Origin of the sequence: Sphingopyxis witflariensis, from assembly GCF_002205635.1 — a bacterium.
GTDB lineage: Bacteria > Pseudomonadota > Alphaproteobacteria > Sphingomonadales > Sphingomonadaceae > Sphingopyxis > Sphingopyxis witflariensis.
Window position 1 is genome coordinate 126,808 of sequence record NZ_NISJ01000007.1, and the last position, 20,809, is coordinate 147,616.

At 62.2% G+C, this 20,809-nt stretch carries 17 protein-coding genes; 10 read left to right on the forward strand and 7 right to left on the reverse strand.

Annotation, left to right across the window (positions count from 1 at the left end):
• Positions 1–5 precede the first annotated feature (5 nt).
• The 4 genes from greA to carA all read right to left on the reverse strand — a co-directional run bounded on the left by greA (position 6) and on the right by carA (position 5,785).
• Positions 6–482 carry a transcription elongation factor GreA gene (greA, locus tag CDQ91_RS13720; protein ID WP_088473292.1) on the reverse strand — a complete coding sequence of 159 codons (477 nt, stop codon included), beginning with the start codon at positions 480–482 and terminating at the stop codon, positions 6–8.
• A 97-nt stretch (positions 483–579) separates the two neighbouring features.
• On the reverse strand, positions 580–3,915 hold the full coding sequence (carB, locus tag CDQ91_RS13725) for a carbamoyl-phosphate synthase large subunit (protein WP_088473293.1): 3,336 nt from the start codon (positions 3,913–3,915) through the stop codon (positions 580–582).
• Positions 3,915–4,493 carry a DUF6680 family protein gene (locus CDQ91_RS13730; protein WP_088473294.1) on the reverse strand — a complete coding sequence of 193 codons (579 nt, stop codon included), beginning with the start codon at positions 4,491–4,493 and terminating at the stop codon, positions 3,915–3,917. The genes carB and CDQ91_RS13730 overlap by 1 nt, the downstream gene beginning before the upstream one ends.
• Entirely contained in the window at positions 4,490–5,785 is a 1,296-nt protein-coding gene (gene carA / locus CDQ91_RS13735; RefSeq protein WP_088473295.1) for a glutamine-hydrolyzing carbamoyl-phosphate synthase small subunit, read from the reverse strand. The genes CDQ91_RS13730 and carA overlap by 4 nt, the downstream gene beginning before the upstream one ends.
• Before the next feature lie 132 nt (positions 5,786–5,917).
• Here carA and CDQ91_RS13740 point away from each other — a divergent pair, with 132 nt between their 5' ends.
• From CDQ91_RS13740 to CDQ91_RS13770, 7 genes are all read left to right on the forward strand, one after another.
• Positions 5,918–6,370, forward strand: a complete 453-nt coding sequence (locus CDQ91_RS13740; protein WP_088473296.1) for a GatB/YqeY domain-containing protein — start codon at positions 5,918–5,920, stop codon at positions 6,368–6,370.
• Positions 6,371–6,472: 102 nt separating this feature from the next.
• Positions 6,473–6,862 carry an endonuclease domain-containing protein gene (locus CDQ91_RS13745; protein ID WP_088473377.1) on the forward strand — a complete coding sequence of 130 codons (390 nt, stop codon included), beginning with the start codon at positions 6,473–6,475 and terminating at the stop codon, positions 6,860–6,862.
• Positions 6,859–8,748, forward strand: coding sequence for a DNA primase (gene dnaG, locus CDQ91_RS13750; RefSeq protein WP_088473297.1), 1,890 nt, complete (start codon positions 6,859–6,861; stop codon positions 8,746–8,748). The genes CDQ91_RS13745 and dnaG overlap by 4 nt, the downstream gene beginning before the upstream one ends.
• 33 nt (positions 8,749–8,781) lie before the next feature.
• Positions 8,782–10,812, forward strand: coding sequence for an RNA polymerase sigma factor RpoD (gene rpoD / locus CDQ91_RS13755; protein WP_088473298.1), 2,031 nt, complete (start codon positions 8,782–8,784; stop codon positions 10,810–10,812).
• 375 nt (positions 10,813–11,187) lie between these two features.
• Positions 11,188–11,469 carry a PspC domain-containing protein gene (locus CDQ91_RS13760; protein ID WP_088473299.1) on the forward strand — a complete coding sequence of 94 codons (282 nt, stop codon included), beginning with the start codon at positions 11,188–11,190 and terminating at the stop codon, positions 11,467–11,469.
• Positions 11,470–11,721: 252 nt separating this feature from the next.
• A complete protein-coding gene (locus CDQ91_RS13765; protein ID WP_237245984.1) occupies positions 11,722–12,393 on the forward strand; it encodes a DUF6975 family protein in 672 nt (223 codons plus the stop codon).
• A gap of 127 nt (positions 12,394–12,520) precedes the next feature.
• On the forward strand, positions 12,521–13,366 hold the full coding sequence (locus CDQ91_RS13770) for an AAA family ATPase (protein ID WP_088473301.1): 846 nt from the start codon (positions 12,521–12,523) through the stop codon (positions 13,364–13,366).
• A 128-nt stretch (positions 13,367–13,494) separates the two neighbouring features.
• Here the strand turns inward: CDQ91_RS13770 and CDQ91_RS13775 are convergent, their stop codons facing one another.
• On the reverse strand, positions 13,495–14,916 hold the full coding sequence (locus tag CDQ91_RS13775; RefSeq protein WP_237245985.1) for a methyl-accepting chemotaxis protein: 1,422 nt from the start codon (positions 14,914–14,916) through the stop codon (positions 13,495–13,497).
• 1,117 nt (positions 14,917–16,033) lie between these two features.
• Between CDQ91_RS13775 and CDQ91_RS13780 the strand changes: the two genes are divergently transcribed.
• The 3 genes from CDQ91_RS13780 to CDQ91_RS13790 all read left to right on the forward strand — a co-directional run bounded on the left by CDQ91_RS13780 (position 16,034) and on the right by CDQ91_RS13790 (position 19,026).
• Positions 16,034–17,212: a vWA domain-containing protein gene (locus CDQ91_RS13780; RefSeq protein ID WP_088473302.1), complete on the forward strand. Its 1,179-nt coding sequence runs from the start codon at positions 16,034–16,036 to the stop codon at positions 17,210–17,212.
• A gap of 163 nt (positions 17,213–17,375) precedes the next feature.
• A complete protein-coding gene (locus CDQ91_RS13785; protein WP_088473303.1) occupies positions 17,376–18,182 on the forward strand; it encodes a lipid II flippase Amj family protein in 807 nt (268 codons plus the stop codon).
• Positions 18,175–19,026, forward strand: coding sequence for a DUF817 domain-containing protein (locus tag CDQ91_RS13790; protein WP_088473304.1), 852 nt, complete (start codon positions 18,175–18,177; stop codon positions 19,024–19,026). The genes CDQ91_RS13785 and CDQ91_RS13790 overlap by 8 nt, the downstream gene beginning before the upstream one ends.
• Here CDQ91_RS13790 and CDQ91_RS13795 read toward each other — a convergent pair.
• Both CDQ91_RS13795 and CDQ91_RS13800 read right to left on the reverse strand, forming a co-directional pair.
• Complete coding sequence (locus CDQ91_RS13795; protein ID WP_088473305.1) at positions 19,020–20,228, reverse strand: exo-beta-N-acetylmuramidase NamZ family protein; 1,209 nt, start codon at positions 20,226–20,228, stop codon at positions 19,020–19,022. The two genes, CDQ91_RS13790 and CDQ91_RS13795, sit on opposite strands and share 7 nt — an antisense overlap.
• Positions 20,225–20,782: a DOMON-like domain-containing protein gene (locus tag CDQ91_RS13800; RefSeq protein WP_088473306.1), complete on the reverse strand. Its 558-nt coding sequence runs from the start codon at positions 20,780–20,782 to the stop codon at positions 20,225–20,227. The genes CDQ91_RS13795 and CDQ91_RS13800 overlap by 4 nt, the downstream gene beginning before the upstream one ends.
• Positions 20,783–20,809: the final 27 nt, after the last annotated feature.

Genomic DNA, 20,809 nt, shown 5'->3' on the forward strand with positions numbered 1-20,809 from the left:
GATGCTCAGAGGAATTCGATTTTCGTCACCAGATAATATTTGTCGCCCGAGGGCACGGTGACTTCAATCTCGTCATCGACGCGGCGGCCGATCAGCGCGCGTCCGAGCGGCGAATTATAGCTGATCTTGCCGACCTTGGCATCGGCCTCGGCCTGACCGACGATCTGATATTTCACCGGCTTTTCGTCTTCGTCGGCAAGTGTGACGGTCGCACCGAACACGATGCGGTCGCCCGACAAGGTCGTCGGATCGATCACCTGCGCGCGCGACAATTTGTCTTCCAGATCGCCGATCGTCGCTTCGACCTGGCCCTGACGTTCCTTCGCGGCGTGATATTCGGCATTTTCCGAAAGGTCGCCATGGGCGCGCGCTTCCTCGATCGCATCGACGATCAACGGCCGCTCGGCTTTGAGGGCAGAGAGCTGGGCGCTCATCTTCTCATAGCCTTCCGCCAGCATCGGCACCTTTTCAACGCTTGCCATTATCCTGTTGTCCTTCGTCAATAATAAGCCGCCAGCGAAGTGTCGCCGGGCGGCTATGCCGCTGTGTCCGTCAATGTCGGGGGGTGGAGCGGTATGTTCAATAATAGTCCTGAAGCGGCTTCACTTCAAGAGAGCGTGCGCGCAGCGCCCCGATCGCGTGGGTCGCGGCGTCGCTGCCCGCTGCGGTAGTGTAATAGGCAATGTCCGCCGCCAGCGCCGAAGCGCGGATCGACTGCGAGTCCTGCAGGCTCTGCCACCCCTCGGTGGTGTTGAAGATCAACTGCACATCGCCGTCCTTGATCCGGTCGACGATATGCGGCCGGCCTTCGGCCACCTTGTTGACGCGCTCGATCGCAATGCCCTGCTCGGTCAGATAGTCGGCGGTGCCGCCGGTCGCGATGACCTGCCATCCCCAGCCGGTCAGCTTGCGCACGGCATCGACGATGCGCGGCTTGTCGCTGTCCTTGACCGATACGAACACCCGGCCGTCGGTGGGCAGGCGGTCGCCCGCGCCGAGCTGCGCCTTGGCAAAGGCCAGGTTGAAATCACTATCGATTCCCATGACTTCGCCAGTGGACTTCATTTCGGGCGACAGCACCGGATCGGTGCCGGGGAAGCGCGCGAAGGGGAATACCGCTTCCTTCACCGCGACATGTTTGATGTCGCGGTTGATCTTCGGCAGGTCGGCGAGCTTTTCGCCCGCCATCACCCGCGCCGCGATCTTGGCGATCGGCGAACCCACCGCTTTCGCGACAAAGGGCACGGTGCGGCTGGCGCGCGGGTTGACCTCGATCAGATAGACCTCGTCGCCCTTGACCGCGAACTGGATGTTCATCAGGCCGCGGACTTCCAGGGCACGCGCAAGCGCTTCGGTCTGGCGCTCGATTTCGGCGATGATCTCGGCCGACAGGCTGTACGGCGGGATCGAGCAGGCGCTGTCACCCGAATGGACCCCGGCTTCCTCAATATGCTGGAGCACGCCCGCGACGACCACGTCGGTCCCGTCGCACAACGCATCGACATCGACCTCGATCGCGTCGCGCAAATAACGGTCGATCAGCACCGGGGAATCGCCCGACACCTTCACCGCAGTCTCGATATAATTTTCGAGCTGCGCCTGATCGTCGACGATCTCCATCGCACGGCCACCGAGCACATAGCTCGGGCGCGTCAGCACCGGATAACCGATGCGCGTCGCGACCGCGATCGCTTCCTCGCGGCTGCGCGCAATGCCGTTCTCGGGCTGCTTGAGGCCGAGCTTGTTGACCAGCGCCGCGAAGCGCTCGCGGTCTTCGGCCAGATCGATCGCGTCGGGCGAGGTGCCGAGGATCGGGATGCCCGCGTCCTCCAGCGCCTGCGCCAGCTTGAGCGGGGTCTGGCCGCCGAACTGGACGATCACGCCGACCAGCGTACCCTTCGACTGTTCGACTGCCAGGATTTCCAGCACATCCTCGGCGGTCAGCGGCTCGAAATAGAGGCGGTCCGACGTGTCATAGTCGGTCGATACCGTTTCGGGGTTGCAGTTGATCATGATCGTTTCATAACCCGCTTCCTCGAGCGCGAAGCACGCGTGGCAGCAGCAATAGTCGAACTCGATCCCCTGCCCGATCCGGTTCGGACCGCCGCCAAGGATGACCACCTTCTTGCGCTCCGACGGGTTCGCCTCGCACTCGGGCTCGCCGAAGGTCGGGGCTTCATAGGTCGAATAAAGATAGGGCGTCTTGGCCCCAAATTCGGCGGCGCAGGTGTCGATCGTCTTGAACACCGGACGCACGCCCAGCTTGTGGCGCAGCGCGCGCACTTCGGCCTCGGTCACGCCGCCGGTCATCGCCTTGACCGCCTCGTGGATCAGCCCGCTGCCGCGCGCCGTCGCCTGCCGCGATCCGGGACGCAAATTCGCCGACTGGAGCGCCAGATAGGCCAGCCGCTTGTCCGAAAAGCCCATCGACTTGAGCTTGCGCAAGCCGGCCGCATCGCGCGGCAGGCCATTTTCCATGACCTCATTTTCGGCCGCGACAATCTCCTCGATCCGCTCAAGGAACCACATGTCATAACCCGCAATGCGGTTGATTTCGCTGAGCGACACGCCTTCGCGGATTGCCTGCGCCGCGTTGAGCAGCCGGTCGGGGGTCGCCCGCGCCAGCTCGCTCTTGATCTGGTCGTGGCTCGCGCCGACGAGGTGATCGACGAAGTTGAAGCCCGACAGGCCGGTTTCCAGTCCGCGCAGCGCCTTTTGCATCGATTCATGGATGTTGCGGCCGATCGCCATCACCTCGCCGACCGACTTCATCGCGGTCGACAGGATCGGCTCGGCGCCCTTGAATTTTTCAAAGGCAAAGCGCGGGATTTTGGTGACGACATAGTCGATCGTCGGTTCGAACGACGCCGGGGTGACCCCGGTGATGTCGTTCATAATCTCGTCGAGCGTGTAACCGACCGCCAGCTTTGCCGCGACCTTGGCGATCGGGAAGCCCGTCGCCTTTGACGCAAGCGCCGACGAACGCGACACGCGCGGGTTCATCTCGATCACGATCAGGCGGCCGTCCTTCGGATTGACCGCGAACTGGACGTTCGATCCGCCGGTTTCGACCCCGATCTCGCGCAGCACCGCGATGCTCGCGTTGCGCATGATCTGATATTCCTTGTCGGTCAGCGTCAGCGCCGGCGCGACGGTAATGCTGTCGCCGGTGTGCACACCCATCGCATCGACATTTTCGATCGAGCAGATGATGATGCAATTGTCCTTGCGGTCGCGGACGACCTCCATCTCATATTCTTTCCAGCCGAGGAGCGATTCCTCGATCAGGACTTCGGTGGTGGGCGAGGCGATCAGGCCGCCGCGAACGATATGTTCGAACTCCTCGCGGTTATACGCGATACCGCCGCCGGTGCCGCCCATGGTGAAACTGGGGCGGATGATCGACGGCAGGCCGGTGCGTTCGAGCACCGCGAGCGCCTCATCAAGCGTGTGCGCAATGCCCGAGCGCGCGCTTTCCAGCCCGATCTTGTCCATCGCGTCGCGAAACTTGATCCGGTCCTCGGCCTTGTCGATCGCCTCGGCATCGGCACCGATCATCTCGACGCCATATTTGGTCAGCGTGCCGTCGCTCCACAGCGCCAGCGCGGTGTTGAGCGCGGTCTGCCCGCCCATCGTCGGCAGCACGGCCCAGCCGCCCGGATGCAAGGCGGTTTCCTTCGCGATGATCTTCGCGACAATCTCGGGCGTGATCGGCTCGACATAGGTCGCGTCGGCCAGCTCGGGATCGGTCATGATCGTCGCGGGGTTGGAGTTGACGAGGACGATGCGATAGCCCTCCTCCTTCAACGCCTTGATCGCCTGCGTTCCCGAATAGTCGAACTCGCACGCCTGACCGATAACGATCGGGCCAGCGCCGATGACGAGGATGGATTTGATGTCAGTTCTTTTGGGCATTATTCTTTTTCTTCTTTTGCGGCCGAAATGCCATTGCTTTCGGCTGATGGCGCATCGTTTTTACTGGCTTGAATCTGCTCCCAAGTTTCGCCGGACAAAAGCCGAGTTTGAAGCCAGAGAATATTCGCGATATCTCTCATCGCTTGCTGGGAATCTTGGGCTAGATTATCACGCCTTATCCAACCATCCGACGCATATGCTGATGTCTGGATGTCGGTTTCTCGAAGCTTAAAGCCGAGTGATAGGGAAATCTCATAGACCAGTCGCGTCAGCTTAGTCGAAGAGTTACGTATAATTGTTTCGTCGTTTATGCCATCAAGCCGTGGCTTCGTTGCCTCAATAAATTCATTGTAAGCTTTGATCACATCCCGTCGTTCGCTGAATTCAACCGGAATTAGATTAATTGCGGCCAAGAAGCTTGGATCAGCAGGAAGGTGACGGGTCGCAAGCAACAGCCTTAAGACAATGATCTTCTGCTCACGATCTCGACGTCTGCCATCCACCCAAAGCGTGATAGCGACAGCCGTAACGGGACCGACAATCACCGCAATTAGCGTTAGTATCTCGTTGGTGCTCACTTCAACCCGCCAACAAACTTCTCAAACAGATAGAAACTATCCTGCGGCCCCGGGCTCGCTTCGGGATGGTACTGCACGCTGAACGCCTGCTTCCCCGTAATCGCGATACCGCAGTTCGATCCGTCGAACAGGCTCTTGTGCGTCTCGACGACGCCCGCGGGCAGGGTCGCGGCGTCGACCGCGAAGCCGTGGTTCATGCTGGTGATCTCGACCACGCCATCTTCTGCGCGCTGCACCGGATGGTTCGCGCCGCGATGCCCTTGGTGCATCTTCACCGTCTTCGCGCCCGCGGCGAGCGCGAGCAGCTGGTGGCCAAGGCAGATGCCAAAGATCGGAATGTCGCGCGCCAGCAGCCCCTGGATCACCGGAACCGCATAATCGCCGGTCGCGGCGGGATCGCCGGGACCGTTCGACAGAAAGACGCCAGCGGGTTCGAGCGCGAGGATTTCGTCGAGGCCCGCGGTTGCGGGAACGACGGTGACGCGCGCGCCAGCGTCGACGAGGTTGCGGAAGATATTATCCTTCGCACCATAATCGACCGCGACGACATGCGGGCGGCCTTCAACCGATGTCCCATTTCCGTTCGTGTCGAGCGAAGTCGAGACACCGGGCGTGGGAGTGCTGCCGAGGGGCATCTCGACTTCGGCCGCAGGCCGAAGTTTATCCTGAGCGCCTGCCAAGGCAGTCGAAGGGCTCGATGCGAACGGGTTCTTATAGCCCGAACCGAGATGCCACACGCCGCCGGTCCAATCACCCACATCCGTCCGGCTGACGTCCTTGGCGAGGTCCATGCCCTCGAGCCCCGGCCAGCTGCGCGCCATCGCGAGCAGTTCGTCGATGTCGAACTGACCATCGGAATTGTGCGCGATCACGCCGTTCGGCGCGCCCGCGTCGCGGATGCGGCGGGTCAGCGCGCGGGTGTCGATACCGGCGAGGCCGATCAGGCCCTGCGCCGCCATCCATTCGGGCAGCGTCTGAACACTGCGGAAATTGCTGGGCAGCGTCGGCATCTCGCGCGTGATGGCGCCGATCGCCCCGCGGCGGTCGCGCTCCATATCCTCGGGGTTCGCACCGACATTGCCGATGTGCGGGAAGGTGAAGGTGATGATCTGCCCGGCATAGCTCGGGTCGGTCAGGATTTCCTGATAGCCGGTCATCGACGTGTTGAAACAAATCTCGCCGACACCGGCGCCAGCGGCGCCATAGCCCTGCCCCCACAGGACAGTGCCGTCGTCAAGGACGAGAACGCCGGTCGCTCCAGTGGGCGCGGCAGAGGGGTTGGCTGGTGCCATTCAAAAATGCTCCGGACGGGGGGCTAAACGGCCGACCAAGTAGGCTTCAAAAAAATGATTCACAAGCTATCCGATTTGGAATCTTGCCGCTAGAGAGGGCCTTTCCGAAATTTGCAGCACATGGGGACACGCATGATTCGTGACGACATCAAGGCTGCGCAGGTTGCCGCCATGAAGGCCGGCGACAAGGCGCGGCTCGGCACCATCCGGCTGATGCTGGCCAAGATCAAGGACAAGGACATTGAACTGCGCACCGGCACCGCGCCGGCCGACGACAATGTCATGGTCACCGACGTCTTGCAAAAGATGGTCAAACAGCGCCGCGAGTCGATCGCCATGTACGAACAGGGCGGCCGCCAGGAACTCGCCGATATCGAGGCGTCCGAAGTCGTCGTGATCGAGGATTTCCTGCCCGCACAGCTGAGCGACGACGAAGCGCAGGCGGCGATCAAGGCAATCGCGACCGAACTCGGCGCGACGAGCCTGAAGGATATGGGCAAGGTTATGGCCGCGGTGAAGGACCGCCACGGGTCCGAGCTGGATATGAGCAAGGCGAGTGGTTGGGTGAAGGCGGCGCTCTCCTGAGACATGCCCTCCCCTAACCTCTCCCATAAAATGGGAGGGGGACCGACGGTCGCGATCTTAATTCTCCCCTCCCGCTTGCGGGAGGGGTCGGGGGAGGGCCTGTTGGACAAGGGCTACAAACGACCAACAATGCGCTCCCGCGAATTGCGCAACAATTCCACCCCGGCAGAGCGTGCGCTTTGGGCGCAATTGAGCGCCCGAAAAATTGCAGGCGTCCGCTTCAATCGCCAATTCCCGATTGGCCCCTTCATCTGCGATTTCGTCTCGCGAACAGCCAAGCTCGTCATCGAAGTCGATGGCAGCCAGCACGCCATTGGTGTAGAAAAAGACGAGGCGCGCACCGCCTATCTGCAATCACGAGGGTATCGGGTGATCCGCTTCTGGAACAATGACGTGTTGGAACGGATGGACGGCGTCGTGAGCGAGATCGAGCGTGTGCTTTCAGACATGCCCTCCCCTAGCCCCTCCCGCAAGCGGGAGGGGAATCTTTGACCCTCACCCCGCAATGGCTGGACGAACTGCGCTCGCGCGTCACGCTGTCGACCCTCATCGGCCGCACGGTGAAGGTCACGCGCGCCGGCCGCGAATTCAAAGCCTGCTGCCCCTTCCATAACGAAAAGACGCCCAGCTTCACGATCAACGACGAAAAGGGCTTCTACCACTGCTTCGGCTGCTCGGCGCATGGCGACGCGATCCGTTGGATGACCGACCAGCGCGGCCTGTCGTTCATGGACGCGGTCAAGGAACTCGCCGCCGAAGCCGGAATGGAAGTCCCCGCCGCCGACCCCCGCGCCGCGAAAAAGGCCGAAGAGGCGGCAAGCCTGCGCGATGTCGTGCAAGGCGCCGCTGACTGGTTCACGCAGCAGCTCGACAGCAGCAATGGCGCCCCGGCCCGCGCATATCTGGTCAAGCGCGGCATTTCGGAGCCGACACGCCGCGCCTTTGGCTTCGGCCTCGCCCCCGACAGCCGCAGCGCGCTGAAGGAAGCGCTCAAGAAATTCCCGACCGCAATGCTCGTCGAATCGGGCATGTTGATCGCGGTCGAGGGCAAGGAGCCTTACGATCGTTTCCGCGGCCGCCTGATGATCCCGATCCGCGACGCGCGCGGCCGGGTGATCGCATTCGGCGGGCGCATTTTGGGCGACGGCGAGCCCAAATATCTGAACTCGCCCGACACGCCGCTCTTCGACAAGGGCCGTGTCCTCTACAACCTCGACAAGGCGTCGCCCGCCTCGCGGCAGACGAACCGGATTATCGTCGTCGAAGGCTATATGGACGTCATCGCGCTCGCCGAGGCGGGGATCGCCGATGCGGTCGCGCCGCTCGGCACCGCGCTGACCGAGGCGCAGCTTGGCTTGATCTGGCGGATGGTACCGGTGCCCGTCCTCTGCTTCGATGGCGACGCGGCGGGACAGAAAGCCGCGATGCGCGCCGCGATGCGCGCGCTGCCCCTCCTCCGCCCGGGCTTCAGCCTCGCCTTCGCCACCCTGCCCCCCGGACAGGATCCCGACGATATCGTTCGCGCCCGCGGCGCCGACGGCTTCACCACGCTGCTCGACGACGCCCAGCCGTTGGTCGAGCGCCTGTGGGCGCATGAGGTCGCGGCGGGGTCGCTCGCCACGCCCGAAGAACGCGCCGCGCTCAAGACCCGGCTGCTAGCCCACGCCGATGCAGTCGAGGATCCCGACGTCCGCCACCATTATCGCGAGGCGTTCCGCGAGCGAATCGACGGCCTGTTCGCCCGCAAACAACCCGAGCGCCCCCAGCGTCAGCCATGGACGCCGAACCCGCCGCGCGGGGGCGGCGGCAATCGCCGTTTCGGTCCCGACCCGCGCCTGCAACCTCCCGGCGACGAAACGCGTATGATCGGACAGGAAGGAATTGCGGCACCATATGCGGCATCGCTGCTCGGCGGATTGTTACGCTTTCCCGAGGCGTTACGGCGCAATGAGGAGGTGCTGACGCGGCTGCCGATGCCCGATTCCGGCGACGCCGAACTGCTCGGCATAATGCTTGACATCGCAATGCGTCAGGAAGGGCTTGATTGCGAGGGGTTGCTTGCCATATTGGAGCCAATGAAAGTGTATAATAGGGCGATGACATTGCTCAGAGCCGACGGAATGCACTTCTCGTTCAATCGCAGGCTGGAAAGCAATGACGAGGTCGCAGCGGCGCGGGAAACGGCGCTTCGCGATCTGGATGAATATATCGGCGTGCTGGTGACCCAGCCCGAAATCCGCGCCCGGTTGGCCGAAGCCACCGCGGATTTTCAGCGCACGATGGATGACGAAGGCCTGGCGCGACAGCAAAAACTGCGCGCGATGGACGAGGATTTGACCCGCCGCCTGGCCGCGCTGTCCGACAGCAGCCAGAGCTGACCCACCTAATTCGCCCCGAGGCAGGAATATTACATGGCAAGCAAGCAAGAAGCCGATACCGATACCGACGTTGAGGTCGATGCCGACAGCCCGCTGATCGATCTCAACGAGGCCGACGTCAAAAAACTGATCGCGCGCGGCAAAAAGCGCGGCTACCTGACCTATGACGAGCTGAATGCGGCGCTGCCGCAGGACCAGATGTCGTCCGAGCAGATCGAGGACATCATGTCCGCGATCTCCGACATGGGCATCAACATCGTCGAGAGCGACGAAGATGTGCAGGAAGAGGCCGACGCCGAGACCGACGATGAAGTCGACGTCAGCGCCGGCACCGGTTCGGTGTCGAACCCCGCGATCGAAAAGAAAAAGGAAGTCGTCGACCGCACCGACGACCCTGTGCGCATGTATCTGCGCGAAATGGGCGCGGTCGAGCTGCTCAGCCGCGAAGGCGAAATTGCGATCGCGAAGCGCATCGAAGCCGGCCGCGACACGATGATCCTCGGGCTGTGCGAAAGCCCGCTGACCTTCAACGCGATCATCGAATGGTCGAACGCGCTCAACAATGGCGACATGCAGCTGCGCGAGATCGTCGATCTCGAGGCCATGCTCGTCAAGGATCCGGCGCCCGAAAGCCTTGAGGCCGCCGAAGAAGATAATGGCGAGATCAGCGAAAAGACCGCCGGCGTCTCGTTCAAGGACGAAGATGAGGTCGAGGACGAACCCGAAGCCGATGGCGACGACGAGGACGGCGAAGGCGCAAAGAAGCGCGAGAATTTCGAAGAGGAAGAAGAAGACAACACCCTGAGCCTCGCGGCGATGGAAGAATTGCTCAAGCCCGAAGCGCTCGAGAAATTCGCCAACATCACCAAAAGCTTCAAGGCCTTCTCCAAGCTTCAGGACGCGCGCCTCGAAGCCCTGTCGTCGGGCGGCGAATTCCCCGCCGCGTCGGAAAAAAAGTACCACAAGCTGCGTGAGGAACTCACCACGCAGGTCGAAAACGTACAGTTCCACAACACCAAGATCGAATATCTGGTCGATCAGCTCTACAGCTATAACCGCCGCCTGACCGCTCTCGGCGGCCAGATGCTGCGCCTGGCTGAGCGCCACAAAGTGCCGCGCAAGTCGTTCCTCGACAATTATGTCGGGCGCGAACTGGAAGAAAACTGGATCGACGGCGTCAAGTCGATCGACAAGAAATGGGCCGCCTTCGCCGAGAATGAAGCCGGCGCCGTCGACCGCATCCGCATCGAGATTTCGGAAATCGCACAAGCCGCTGGCATGAGCCTGACCGAATTCCGCCGCGTCGTGAACATGGTCCAGAAGGGCGAGCGCGAAGCGCGTATCGCCAAGAAGGAAATGGTCGAGGCCAACCTGCGCCTCGTGATCTCGATCGCCAAGAAATACACGAACCGCGGCCTGCAGTTCCTCGACCTCATTCAGGAAGGCAATATCGGCCTGATGAAGGCGGTCGACAAGTTCGAATATCGCCGTGGTTACAAGTTCAGCACCTATGCGACCTGGTGGATCCGTCAGGCGATCACCCGCTCGATCGCCGATCAGGCGCGCACCATCCGTATTCCGGTGCATATGATCGAGACGATCAACAAGCTGGTCCGTTGCAGCCGCCAGTTCCTCCACGAAAGCGGCCGCGAGCCGACCCCGGAGGAAATGGCCGAGCGTCTGTCGATGCCGCTCGAAAAGGTCCGCAAGGTGATGAAGATCGCCAAGGAGCCGATCAGCCTCGAAACGCCGATCGGCGACGAGGAAGACAGCCACCTCGGCGATTTCATCGAGGACAAGAACGCCGTCATCCCGGTCGACGCCGCTGTGCAGTCGAACCTCAAGGAAACAGTGACCCGCGTCCTGGCGTCGCTTACCCCGCGCGAGGAGCGCGTGCTGCGCATGCGCTTCGGCATCGGGATGAACACCGACCACACCCTCGAAGAGGTGGGCCAGCAGTTCAGCGTGACCCGCGAACGCATCCGCCAGATCGAGGCGAAGGCGCTCCGCAAGCTGAAGCACCCGTCACGCAGCCGCAAGATGCGCAGCTTCCTCGACCAGTAAGCCTTCGGCCCCTTCCGAACATCAAACACCCCGCCCTCACCGGCGGGGTGTTTTATTTTATGCGCAGTAACAAACTGTTGCTAAAATGCTGCACCGCACAATTACTTCGTGCGTTCATCTTTAAATCTTCATATTTGCACACCAGATAGCGGATCGTCAGACGAAGGCGGCGCTTCATCAACGGTTCAGGCGCTACCCATCAAATGGCAACCAATCCCACTTGATGGGAAACGATCCACAGCTCAGGGCAGGCAGTGGCGATCGACTGACCCAAAAAGCCCGGAAAATTGGGGACTGCACAAATTGGCACGGCCTTTGCGATGCACATGGCATCCGCACGGACGCGTGTCCGCAGCCAAAGGGAAAGACGAGACAATGGACAATGATACCACCAACCTCTTCCAGCGCCGCGATACCTTCTTTGGCATTTGCGAGGCCGTGGGCCAGGATTTCGGCTTCAACCCGCTGTGGCTCCGCCTCGCGTTGATTGCGCCGCTCTTCTTCTTCCCGGTGCAGACCTTCGCCGCCTATTTCGGTCTCGGCGCCATCGTGCTCGCATCGCGCCTGCTCTTCCCGGCCCCGGCGGCCACTCCGTCCGCCTCGGTGGAAGCCGAGCCCGCCGCCCACCAGGCCGAAGAATTCGCGCTCGCAGCTTAACAGGGGAATCCGGCCAGCCGCACTCTCCCCCGGCCGGCCCTCCCCGCCCTCATGGTGCCCCACCGGCGCCATGAAGCGACCGGCCAGCTTCCCCGGGCTTGCCGGTCGTTTTGCGTCAACGTCCCGCGCTGGAACAACGGTTCATCGATTCTTCCGCCGCGTATAAACACGTCGTTTACAACGTTGCTCTATCGCTGATCGCTGAATTCACCGGCGCGGGCCCGTCCCGCAGCCGCAGGCGAGGATGAAGCGTTGAACCAGTCGATCCAGCCCAGACCGCAAACGCGCAGTGCCGCGGAAATGCTCGATGCGCTGGTCGCCAGCAGTGGCACCGGCGCGCACCCTCATGTCCGCTCGGGCGCCCTGTCGAGCGGTGCAGAGGCGATGCGCAATCTCGCCGATGCCGTCCATTTCCTCTGCCTGCTCCACGGCCGCCATCCCGGCGTGATCGACAGCGCCGCCCGAAAAGCGGTCGATCCCGCGTCGCGCCCATGGCTCGACGAAGCCGCTGAAGCCTTTGCCGAAGAGCGCGCCTTCCTGACGAAAATCGCATCGGCGGTCGGCCCGATGCCCAGCACCCAGGGCCAGGCGCAGTGCGAGGCCGCGGTCGCGGCACAGCGCCGCGCGCTCGACATGCTCGCCGAATCGGATCGCCACGGCTGCGCGATCGGCGCCGCAATCGCGCTGACGCTCGACTGGCGCACGATCCGCGTCCTTCTCGACATCAGCGCCCAGCGGCTCGACATGGCCGTGCCCACGTGCACGCTCCCCGACCTGCGCGACACCGCGCGGCTCGCCGGCACCATCGCCGACAGCGCCGCGGTCGAACGCGCGATGACATTCGGCGCACAGCAGCTGATCGCCCAGCACAGCGGCCTGTGGGACCTGATGGCGGCGCGAGCGGCAAGCCGCGCGATTTCCTGAAGCTAGATCCTCCCTGTCGCGAAGCGATGGGGATGATCATGGTTGTACCCCCACGCTTGCACCCTCCCCCTCCCCTCGCTATGCAAATCCCAGTTGACGTTCACGTTAAGGGAAAGGCTGAGCAGCCATGCGTTTCGAAGGTACCAGCGCCTATATCGCCACCGACGACCTGAAGGTCGCGGTCAACGCCGCGACGATGCTGCGCCGCCCGCTGCTGGTGAAGGGCGAACCCGGCACCGGAAAGACCGTGCTGGCCGAGGAAATTTCCAAGGCGTTCGACGCACCGCTGATCACCTGGAACATCAAGTCGACCACCAAGGCGCAGCAGGGCCTGTATGAATATGACGCGGTCGCGCGCCTGCGCGACGGCCAGCTCGGCGAAGAGCGGGTCCACGACATCGCCAACTATATCCGCAAGGGCAAATTGTGGGAGGCGTTCACCGCCCCCAAGCTGCCCGTCCTGCTGATCGACGAGATCGACAAGGCCGATATCGAATTCCCGAACGATCTGCTTCAGGAACTCGATCGCATGGCCTTCCATGTCTATGAAACCGACGAGACGGTGACCGCGAAGGAACGCCCGATCGTCGTCATCACCTCGAACAATGAAAAGGAACTGCCCGACGCCTTCCTGCGCCGCTGCTTCTTCCACTATATCAAATTCCCCGACCGCGACACGATGGCCGATATCGTCGAAGTCCATTTCCCCGGTATCCAGAAAACGCTGGTCAGCCGCGCGATGGACATTTTCTACGAAGTCCGCGACGTCCCGGGGCTCAAGAAAAAACCCTCGACCAGCGAGCTGATCGACTGGCTGAAACTCCTGCTCAACGAAGACATGCCGCTCGAAGTCCTCCAGAACCGCGACGTCGGCAAAGCGATCCCCCCGCTCCACGGCGCGTTGCTCAAGAATGAGCAGGACGTAATGCTGTTCGAAAAGCTCGCCTTCATGGCCCGCCGCCAGGGCAACTGACGACATAATCCTCCCTGTCGCGAAGCGATGGGGAGGTGGCAGCGCGAAACGCTGACGGAGGGGCTGTGGCGCATACCCCTCCACCAGACGGTCCCTCCCCATGCCTGCGCCCCAGGGAGGATCAAAACTTACAGCTGGTACGCCACCTCAACATCGCCCCAACGCCGTCCGCCGATCGTCGCGGGCATATAGACGTTGCGCACCGTCACATAATGGATGCCGTCGCCTTCCTGGCGATAGACCGTCATGAAAAAGGGCGCGGTGCTGTGTTTCGCCGCTGCGTCGGTATCGTCATAGAGGATGCGGCCATTCCGGCAGTGCGCGGTGTCATGCTCGAGCTCCCCCGTCGGCGCGCGCGAACATGCCGAGATATGCGTCGGCAGAAAGCCGTTCATGTCGCCCGCCGACGACATTTTAATCTCGGGATGCTCCGCGACGATCCGGTCGAACAGCGGTCGCCAGTTCGCGTCGGCCCAGTCGCACAGCGTCGTGCGGAAACGTTCGGGGTTCGACCCCGGGACGCGGACATAATTGGTGTCGAAAAGCTGCTCCATCGTCAGCTCGCTCCGGTCGAGCGCGCGCTCGGCCAGCGCGACAAACTCGTCGCGCACCCGCGCCGCGAGATCGACAATCGCCGAATCGCGCGGCGATACGCCCGCCGAGATCACTGCGTTGAACATGCGGCTCGACACATGCTCCATCGACACGATGCTGTCGCGCGTCCCGCCGAGGGTCGCACTATTGTCGCGCACCGATCCGACGACGCGGTCAAGTGCCTCGCGCACCTTCGCGCCGTTGGCGTGCACCATCGCGCTCGATTGCGCGATCCGGTCGCTCTGATCATCGAGCAAGGCGACGAGATGCGTCGCATCGTGCAGCGCGTCGGTGATCGTTTCGAACTGCGCCTCGGCGCGGCTCGACTGCTCGACCCCCGACTGAATTTCAGTGACCAGCCCGCTCGCTTCGGCCGCGAGGCTGCCGATGCTGCGGCGGATTTCGTCGGTGGCGCCGCGCGTATTCTGCGCGAGTTTCTTCACCTCGGCAGCGACAACCGCGAACGTGCGTCCGGCATCGCCGGCGCGTTCGGCCTCGATTGCTGCGTTCAATGCGAGCATGTTCGTGGTCTTGGCGATCTGCTCGATCGACTGGCTGACCTGCTGTACCTGTTCCATAACTGCGGCAAAATTGGTCACATGCTGGCCGAGCCGCGCGACAAGATCGATCACCGAACGGAATTCGGTGACCGCGGCGTTGACGCGCTCGGCGCCGGTATCGAGCTGTTCGCAAGCCCGCGCCGACAGCAGTTTCGCTTCGTCGGTCGAATCGGCGATCTGGCGCTGGTCGGCCTCGAGGCTGACGACATAATCCTCCAGCCGGACGAGATCACCGATCTGGCGGTCCATCTGGTCGGTCGCGCGCTTGATCCGCCCCGCCGCATCGCTGCAACCGACGGCCAGTTCGCCGCAGTCGCTCGCCACAGACTGGTCGAGTATCGGCCCCGCCGGATCGATCGGATCATATTTCATTGCGCCACCCACGGTAAAATCCATCGACGGGTCATGCCGGATATTGGTTAATACGGGGTCAATGGATGGGATGGCGATGCTGGCACGGAGGAGGTCGATTGGAGAGGAAACCGCCACGATCCACACTCCTTCGTCACCCGGAACTTGATCCGGGGTCCAGGGCGGTCATGGATCTCGGATCAAGTTCCGGGGCGACGCAAAAGAGGGACGTCCGACTGGGGGTGGAAAGCTGCCGTTAACGTTGCACGCGTCATAATTGTTGGAAATCGCTGCATCGAGTGGTCAGCAACGATGTTCGTCGGTTCGGGAACGGTCATGAAATCACACACATTGTTGATGGCGCTAACATTTTCTTGGACGACCACCGTTGAACCGGCGTTGGCGCAGCCCCCTGCGCCGCAGCAACTGACGGAACCCTCTGCGGTTCGTGCTCTGTTGTCGGATAAGCTTGTTGGTTATTCGTTGCCGGGATGGGCCGACACAGAAATATGGGAAGGTTTCCAAGCAAACGGCGTCTGGACAGGAACGCATCTTGGACGTGGGCCCGTCAATTTTTCGGGACGATGGTCGATCAAAGGTGGGCGTGTGTGCGTCATACCCGATGAGGGCACTCATATAACGAAGTGGTTTTCCGGGTCGCGCTGTCGTGCGATTTGGCGCGAGGCAAATACTGGTCGGCTGTCGATGGAGTATTTGAACCCTCAAGACGCATCATTTGGCCCGCTAACCTTGGAAGTGAGGGATTTCCCAGTCGACGTCAGCGTCCGCTAACGGGTCGATTCCTGCCATTCAAGCGTTGGTCCGTAACGGCACCACCCATCAAAACAGCTTTCCTACAAAACCCCGCCATGATCTATCTTGTCGAATGACCCGAACAGCCATGCCCGTCGAGCGCCGCGATGGCACCTCCCCCGCAACGCCGTCTAAAGCGACAAAGGAGACATTTTTCGGCTTCGCGTCCGTATCATTTGCCTCTCTAATACGCAGACGCGACCTCGCAATCGATCTCGCGGCCGATGTACCAACGCGATTCACGAATGAAGTTGCGCAGTTTTCAGCCCTTTTTCGATCGACCGCGTCGCGCGCTTTCCGTTTACGTAAAGCGGTTGCACCCGTCGCCCCGACAGGATAATCCTGTCCCATGCTTTTTGGCTTTCTCGACGAACTCCGCGCTGCGGGCATCCCTGCCAGCCTGAAAGAGCATCTTATGCTCCTCGAAGCGCTCGACCGCGAAGTGATCGATCGCAGCCCCGAGCAATTCTATTACCTCAGCCGCGCGATCTATGTGAAGGACGAGGGCCTGCTCGATCGCTTCGATCAGGTGTTCAACAAGGTATTCAAGGGCCTGCTCACCGATTATGGCCAGAACCCCGTCGACATTCCCGAAGAATGGCTGAAGGCCGTCGCCGAAAAATATCTGTCGGCCGAGGAGATGGAGGCGATCAAATCCTTGGGCGACTGGGACAAGATCATGGAGACGCTGAAGGAGCGGCTCGAGGAACAGCAAAAGCGCCATCAGGGCGGCAACAAATGGATCGGCACCGGCGGCACCAGCCCGTTCGGCAATTCGGGCTACAACCCGGAGGGCGTCCGGATTGGCGGCGAGAGCAAGCATAAGCGCGCGCTCAAGGTCTGGGAAAAGCGCGAGTTCGCCAATCTCGACAACACCAAGGAACTCGGCACCCGTAACATCAAGATTGCGCTCCGCCGCCTGCGCAAATTTGCGCGCGAGGGCGCGGCCGACGAGCTCGATATTCCGGGCACGATCGACGGCACCGCGCGGCAGGGCTGGCTCGACATCAAGATGCGCCCCGAGCGCCGCAACGCGGTCAAGCTGCTTCTGTTCCTCGATGTGGGTGGGTCGATGGACCCGTTCATCAAGCTGTGCGAGGAATTGTTCAGCGCCGCGACAACCGAATTCAAGAATCTGGAATTCTTCTATTTCCACAACTGCCCCTATGAAGGCGTGTGGAAGGACAATAAGCGCCGCTGGTCCGAACGCCATCAGATGTGGGATATCCTCCACAAATATGGCCATGATTATAAGGTGATCTTCGTCGGCGACGCGTCGATGAGCGCCTATGAAATCACCCATCCGGGCGGCAGCGTCGAACATTTCAACGAGGAATCGGGCGCAGTCTGGCTCCAGCGGATCACCCATGTCTATCCCGCCGCAGTGTGGTTGAACCCGGTGCCCGAAGCGCATTGGGGCTACACCCAGTCGGTAAAGCTGATCAAACAGCTGATGAACGACCGCATGTATCCGCTCAGCCTGTCGGGGCTCGACGATGCGATGCGCGAGCTGACGCGGAAACATTGACGGTACTGCGGCCCATTTAGGCCGTGACGACTTCGATGCGATCCCCTAATTCCGTTCGCATCGAGTGCAGTCGAGATGCCCATCGGCCGTGCATGCCTTCGGGGCATCTCGACTGCGCTCGACACGAACGGATCATCCCGGATCCGGCTGTATCAGGCCCGCCATGATCGACCTCCCCCTCATCGTCATCCTGCTGCTCACCGGCTTCATCAACCTGATCGGCGCGCTCGCCTATGCCGCGCGGATCGCGGGGGTGCGGACGCGGCGCATCGCCATGTCCTTCGCGCTGTTCAACATCCTCGTCCTCTTCTCGCGCACATCGAACAGCTTTCTCGGCCCCTTCCTTGCCAAGCGGATCGAGACGCGCATCCACGACGGCAGCGGCGCCTCGCTGTTTATCGACATGCAATTCGTCCTCGCCGCGGCGAGCATCGCGACGCTGGTCGGCATCCTGCTCGTTCCGACAGGACAGCGCATGTTCGCAGTGGCGATCGGCTGGTATCAGACCAATCGTTCGACGACGAAGCTTGCGCTCAAGGCCGCCAGCCCGAGCGGGCTCCGCACATTCCGCCGGTCGCTGAGCTTCCCCAGCCTCGCCCATCTGCGCGGCTGGCGCATGCCGAAGGGGATCGGCTGGGGCGTCCTCATCGCCAATTGCCTCGCACAATCGCTGCTCGCCGTCGGGGTCGTCGCGTCGCTCTATGCGGGCTATCTCGCCCCCGAGTTTCGCGTCACCGCGTCGCAGCTTTCGGCGCTGATCAACGGCTTTGCCACGATACTCCTGTTTGCCTTCATCGACCCGCAACTGTCGGTGATGACCGACGATGCGGTGGAGGGCAAAGTCGACGAGGCCGACTTCCGCCGTGCGATCACCCTCATCTCGCTGAGCCGCCTTGCGGGCACCATCCTCGCCCAATTCTTGCTGCTCCCCGCCGCTCTCCTTATCGCCTACGTCGCCGTCTATGTCTGACATTCAGCGCGGGCACAGCCGTTTTCACGCCGTCCGTTCGCGACTGGAAGCGATGGCGATCAAGCCGGGGCCGCGCGGTTGGTTCCTCGAATTTCTCGTGTTCGGCTTCAAGCAAGGCTGGGCGTGCCTGTTCGGCGGACTGATGCTCGCGCTGTTGCTCGGCACGCATCTTTTCTGGCCCGACAATGCGCCGATCCACCGCTATGACGCTCTCACCATCGGCGCGGTGCTGATCCAGATCGCCATGCTCGCCTTCCGGCTCGAAACGCCGCGCGAAGCGCTAGTCATCCTGGTCTTCCACATCGTCGGCACGGTGATGGAACTGTTCAAGACCGCAGCCGGATCATGGCAATATCCCGAGGCGAGCCTGCTCCACATCGGCGCTGTGCCGCTCTTCTCGGGCTTCATGTACGCCGCGGTCGGCAGCTATATCGCCCGCGTCTGGCGCATCTTCGACTTTCGCTACACAGACTACCCGCCCGCTTGGACAAGCTACGCCCTCGCCGCCGCCATCTACGTCAATTTCTTCGCGCACCACTGGCTGCCCGATATCCGCTGGCTCCTGTTCGCGGCAACAGCCCTCCTCTTCTGGCGCTGTCAGATATGGTTCCGCCCGCTCCACGCCCACCGCCGCATGCCGCTGCTCGTCGGTTGGGGCCTCGTCGCACTGTTCATCTGGTTCGCCGAAAATATCGGCACCTTCGCCCGCGCCTGGACCTATCCGAGTCAAAACGACGGCTGGCACATGGTCGGCATTGAAAAGCTCGGCAGCTGGTATCTGCTGATGATCATCAGTTTCGTGCTGGTCAGCCTCGTTCAGCGGCCGAAAGGGCTGGATCAGTAAAGCAGCAGATCCGAAATTTCCCCGCGCCACGCCGCCTCGTCGGGCAGCGCCAGCGCATCCAGATCGCCCGGCGCCGCACCAGCATCATCGACCCACTCGCGCAGGATCGGGCCGCCGTTGATCACGTCGATCGCCAGCACATCGTCGGTATATTCATATTTAAAGTCGGTGCCGCGCCAGATCGGATAGTCGGGATACAGCGCGCGGATCGCCTTGAAGCCCAGCGCCTGCACGCGCCACGGTCGGAACGCCGCATCATCATACCATGGTCCGTCGGCGTGGATATGGATCCCGCTGTTGAGCTTGCCGGCATGTTTGTGGAAAGTCGGCTCGAACCAGATGTCCCGCAGCTTGCATCCCGTCAGCCATTCGGGCGCCAGCCGCTGCATTTCGGCGATCACCCCCCGCGCGTCAATGTCGGGCGCGCCGAACAGTTCGAGCGGGCGCGTCGTCCCGCGTCCCTCGCTCAAGGTCGCGCCTTCGACCATCACCGTCCCGGCATAGGCGCGGGCCATGTTGACGTTGGCGGCATTCGGACTGGGGTTCACCCACGCGCGGTCCGCCGGCCAGCCGTAACCGGGCGCAGCATCAGGCTTCCATCCCGCCATCTCGATCACGCGATAATCGACGTCGAGGTTGAAATGGCGAATGAACCACGCGCCCATCTCACCCATCGTCAGCCCGTGACGCATGACCATCGGTCCTGCGCCGACAAAGCTTTCCCAGCCCGCGCGCAGCAGCGTCCCCTCAACCGGGCGCCCCGCGGGGTTTGGCCGGTCGAGCACCCACACCGCCTTGCCATGCGCCGCCGCGGCCTCGAGCATATAGAGCAAGGTCGTGACATAGGTGTAGATGCGGCAGCCAAGGTCTTGCAGGTCGATCAGGATCACATCGAATGTGTGCATCGACTGGCCGGTCGGGCGGCGCACTTCGCCATAGAGGCTGAACACCGGCATGCCATATGTCGGGTCGTTGAAGTCGGGCGACTCCATCATATTGTCCTGAAGGTCGCCGCGCACGCCATGTTGCGGCCCGAACACCGCGGTGACATTTACCCCCGCCGCAACCAGCGCGTCCAGGCTGTGGGTCAGGTCGGCGGTGACCGAGGCGGGATGCGCGAGCAGCGCGACGCGCTGGCCCTCCAGCGACTTCAAAAGCGCGGGGTCGGCGAGCAGGCGGTCGATGCCAAATTGGACGGTCATGCCGCGTCGGGTGCCCCAAGCGAGAGTGTAAAGCAATCGGGATGATGGAAGTCGGGCTTCCCGGGCGGATGGCGAAGCGCCCAATAGCTTTTGGTGCCGTCAACTTCCTCAATCACCACCGACAGCGCCATCCGCGTGCCGGTATCGGGAAAGATGCCGGGCTCGACGCGCAGGATAAATTGTGCCGGGCTGCGCTCGACCGTCATGCTCCACGGCATCAGATCGTCGGACCGCAGCAGCGAGCGATAGTCGTCGAACTGGTAACAGGCCCAGCGGCCATCGGGGGCATAGTTGAACTCGGTATAGTCGGGTTCCTCGCCATCGGTCAGAAAGGCTTCGAAACAGCTGCTCTGCCACAATCCGTCGGTCGGACTGTCGGCGATGACGAGTTGCCCGTCACCGGACGGCAGCACCATCTGGTCGATCGCACCGTCGACGAAGAAGCGCAGCACAAAACCATCGTCGAACGACCATTCAACCTCGGCCGACACGCCTGCGACCGCCCGCGCCGGGGTGTCGGGGTGGCAGATCAGCGGTTCCCGGATGCTATTCAAATCGCAAACCCCATGCTAAGCGCCCGC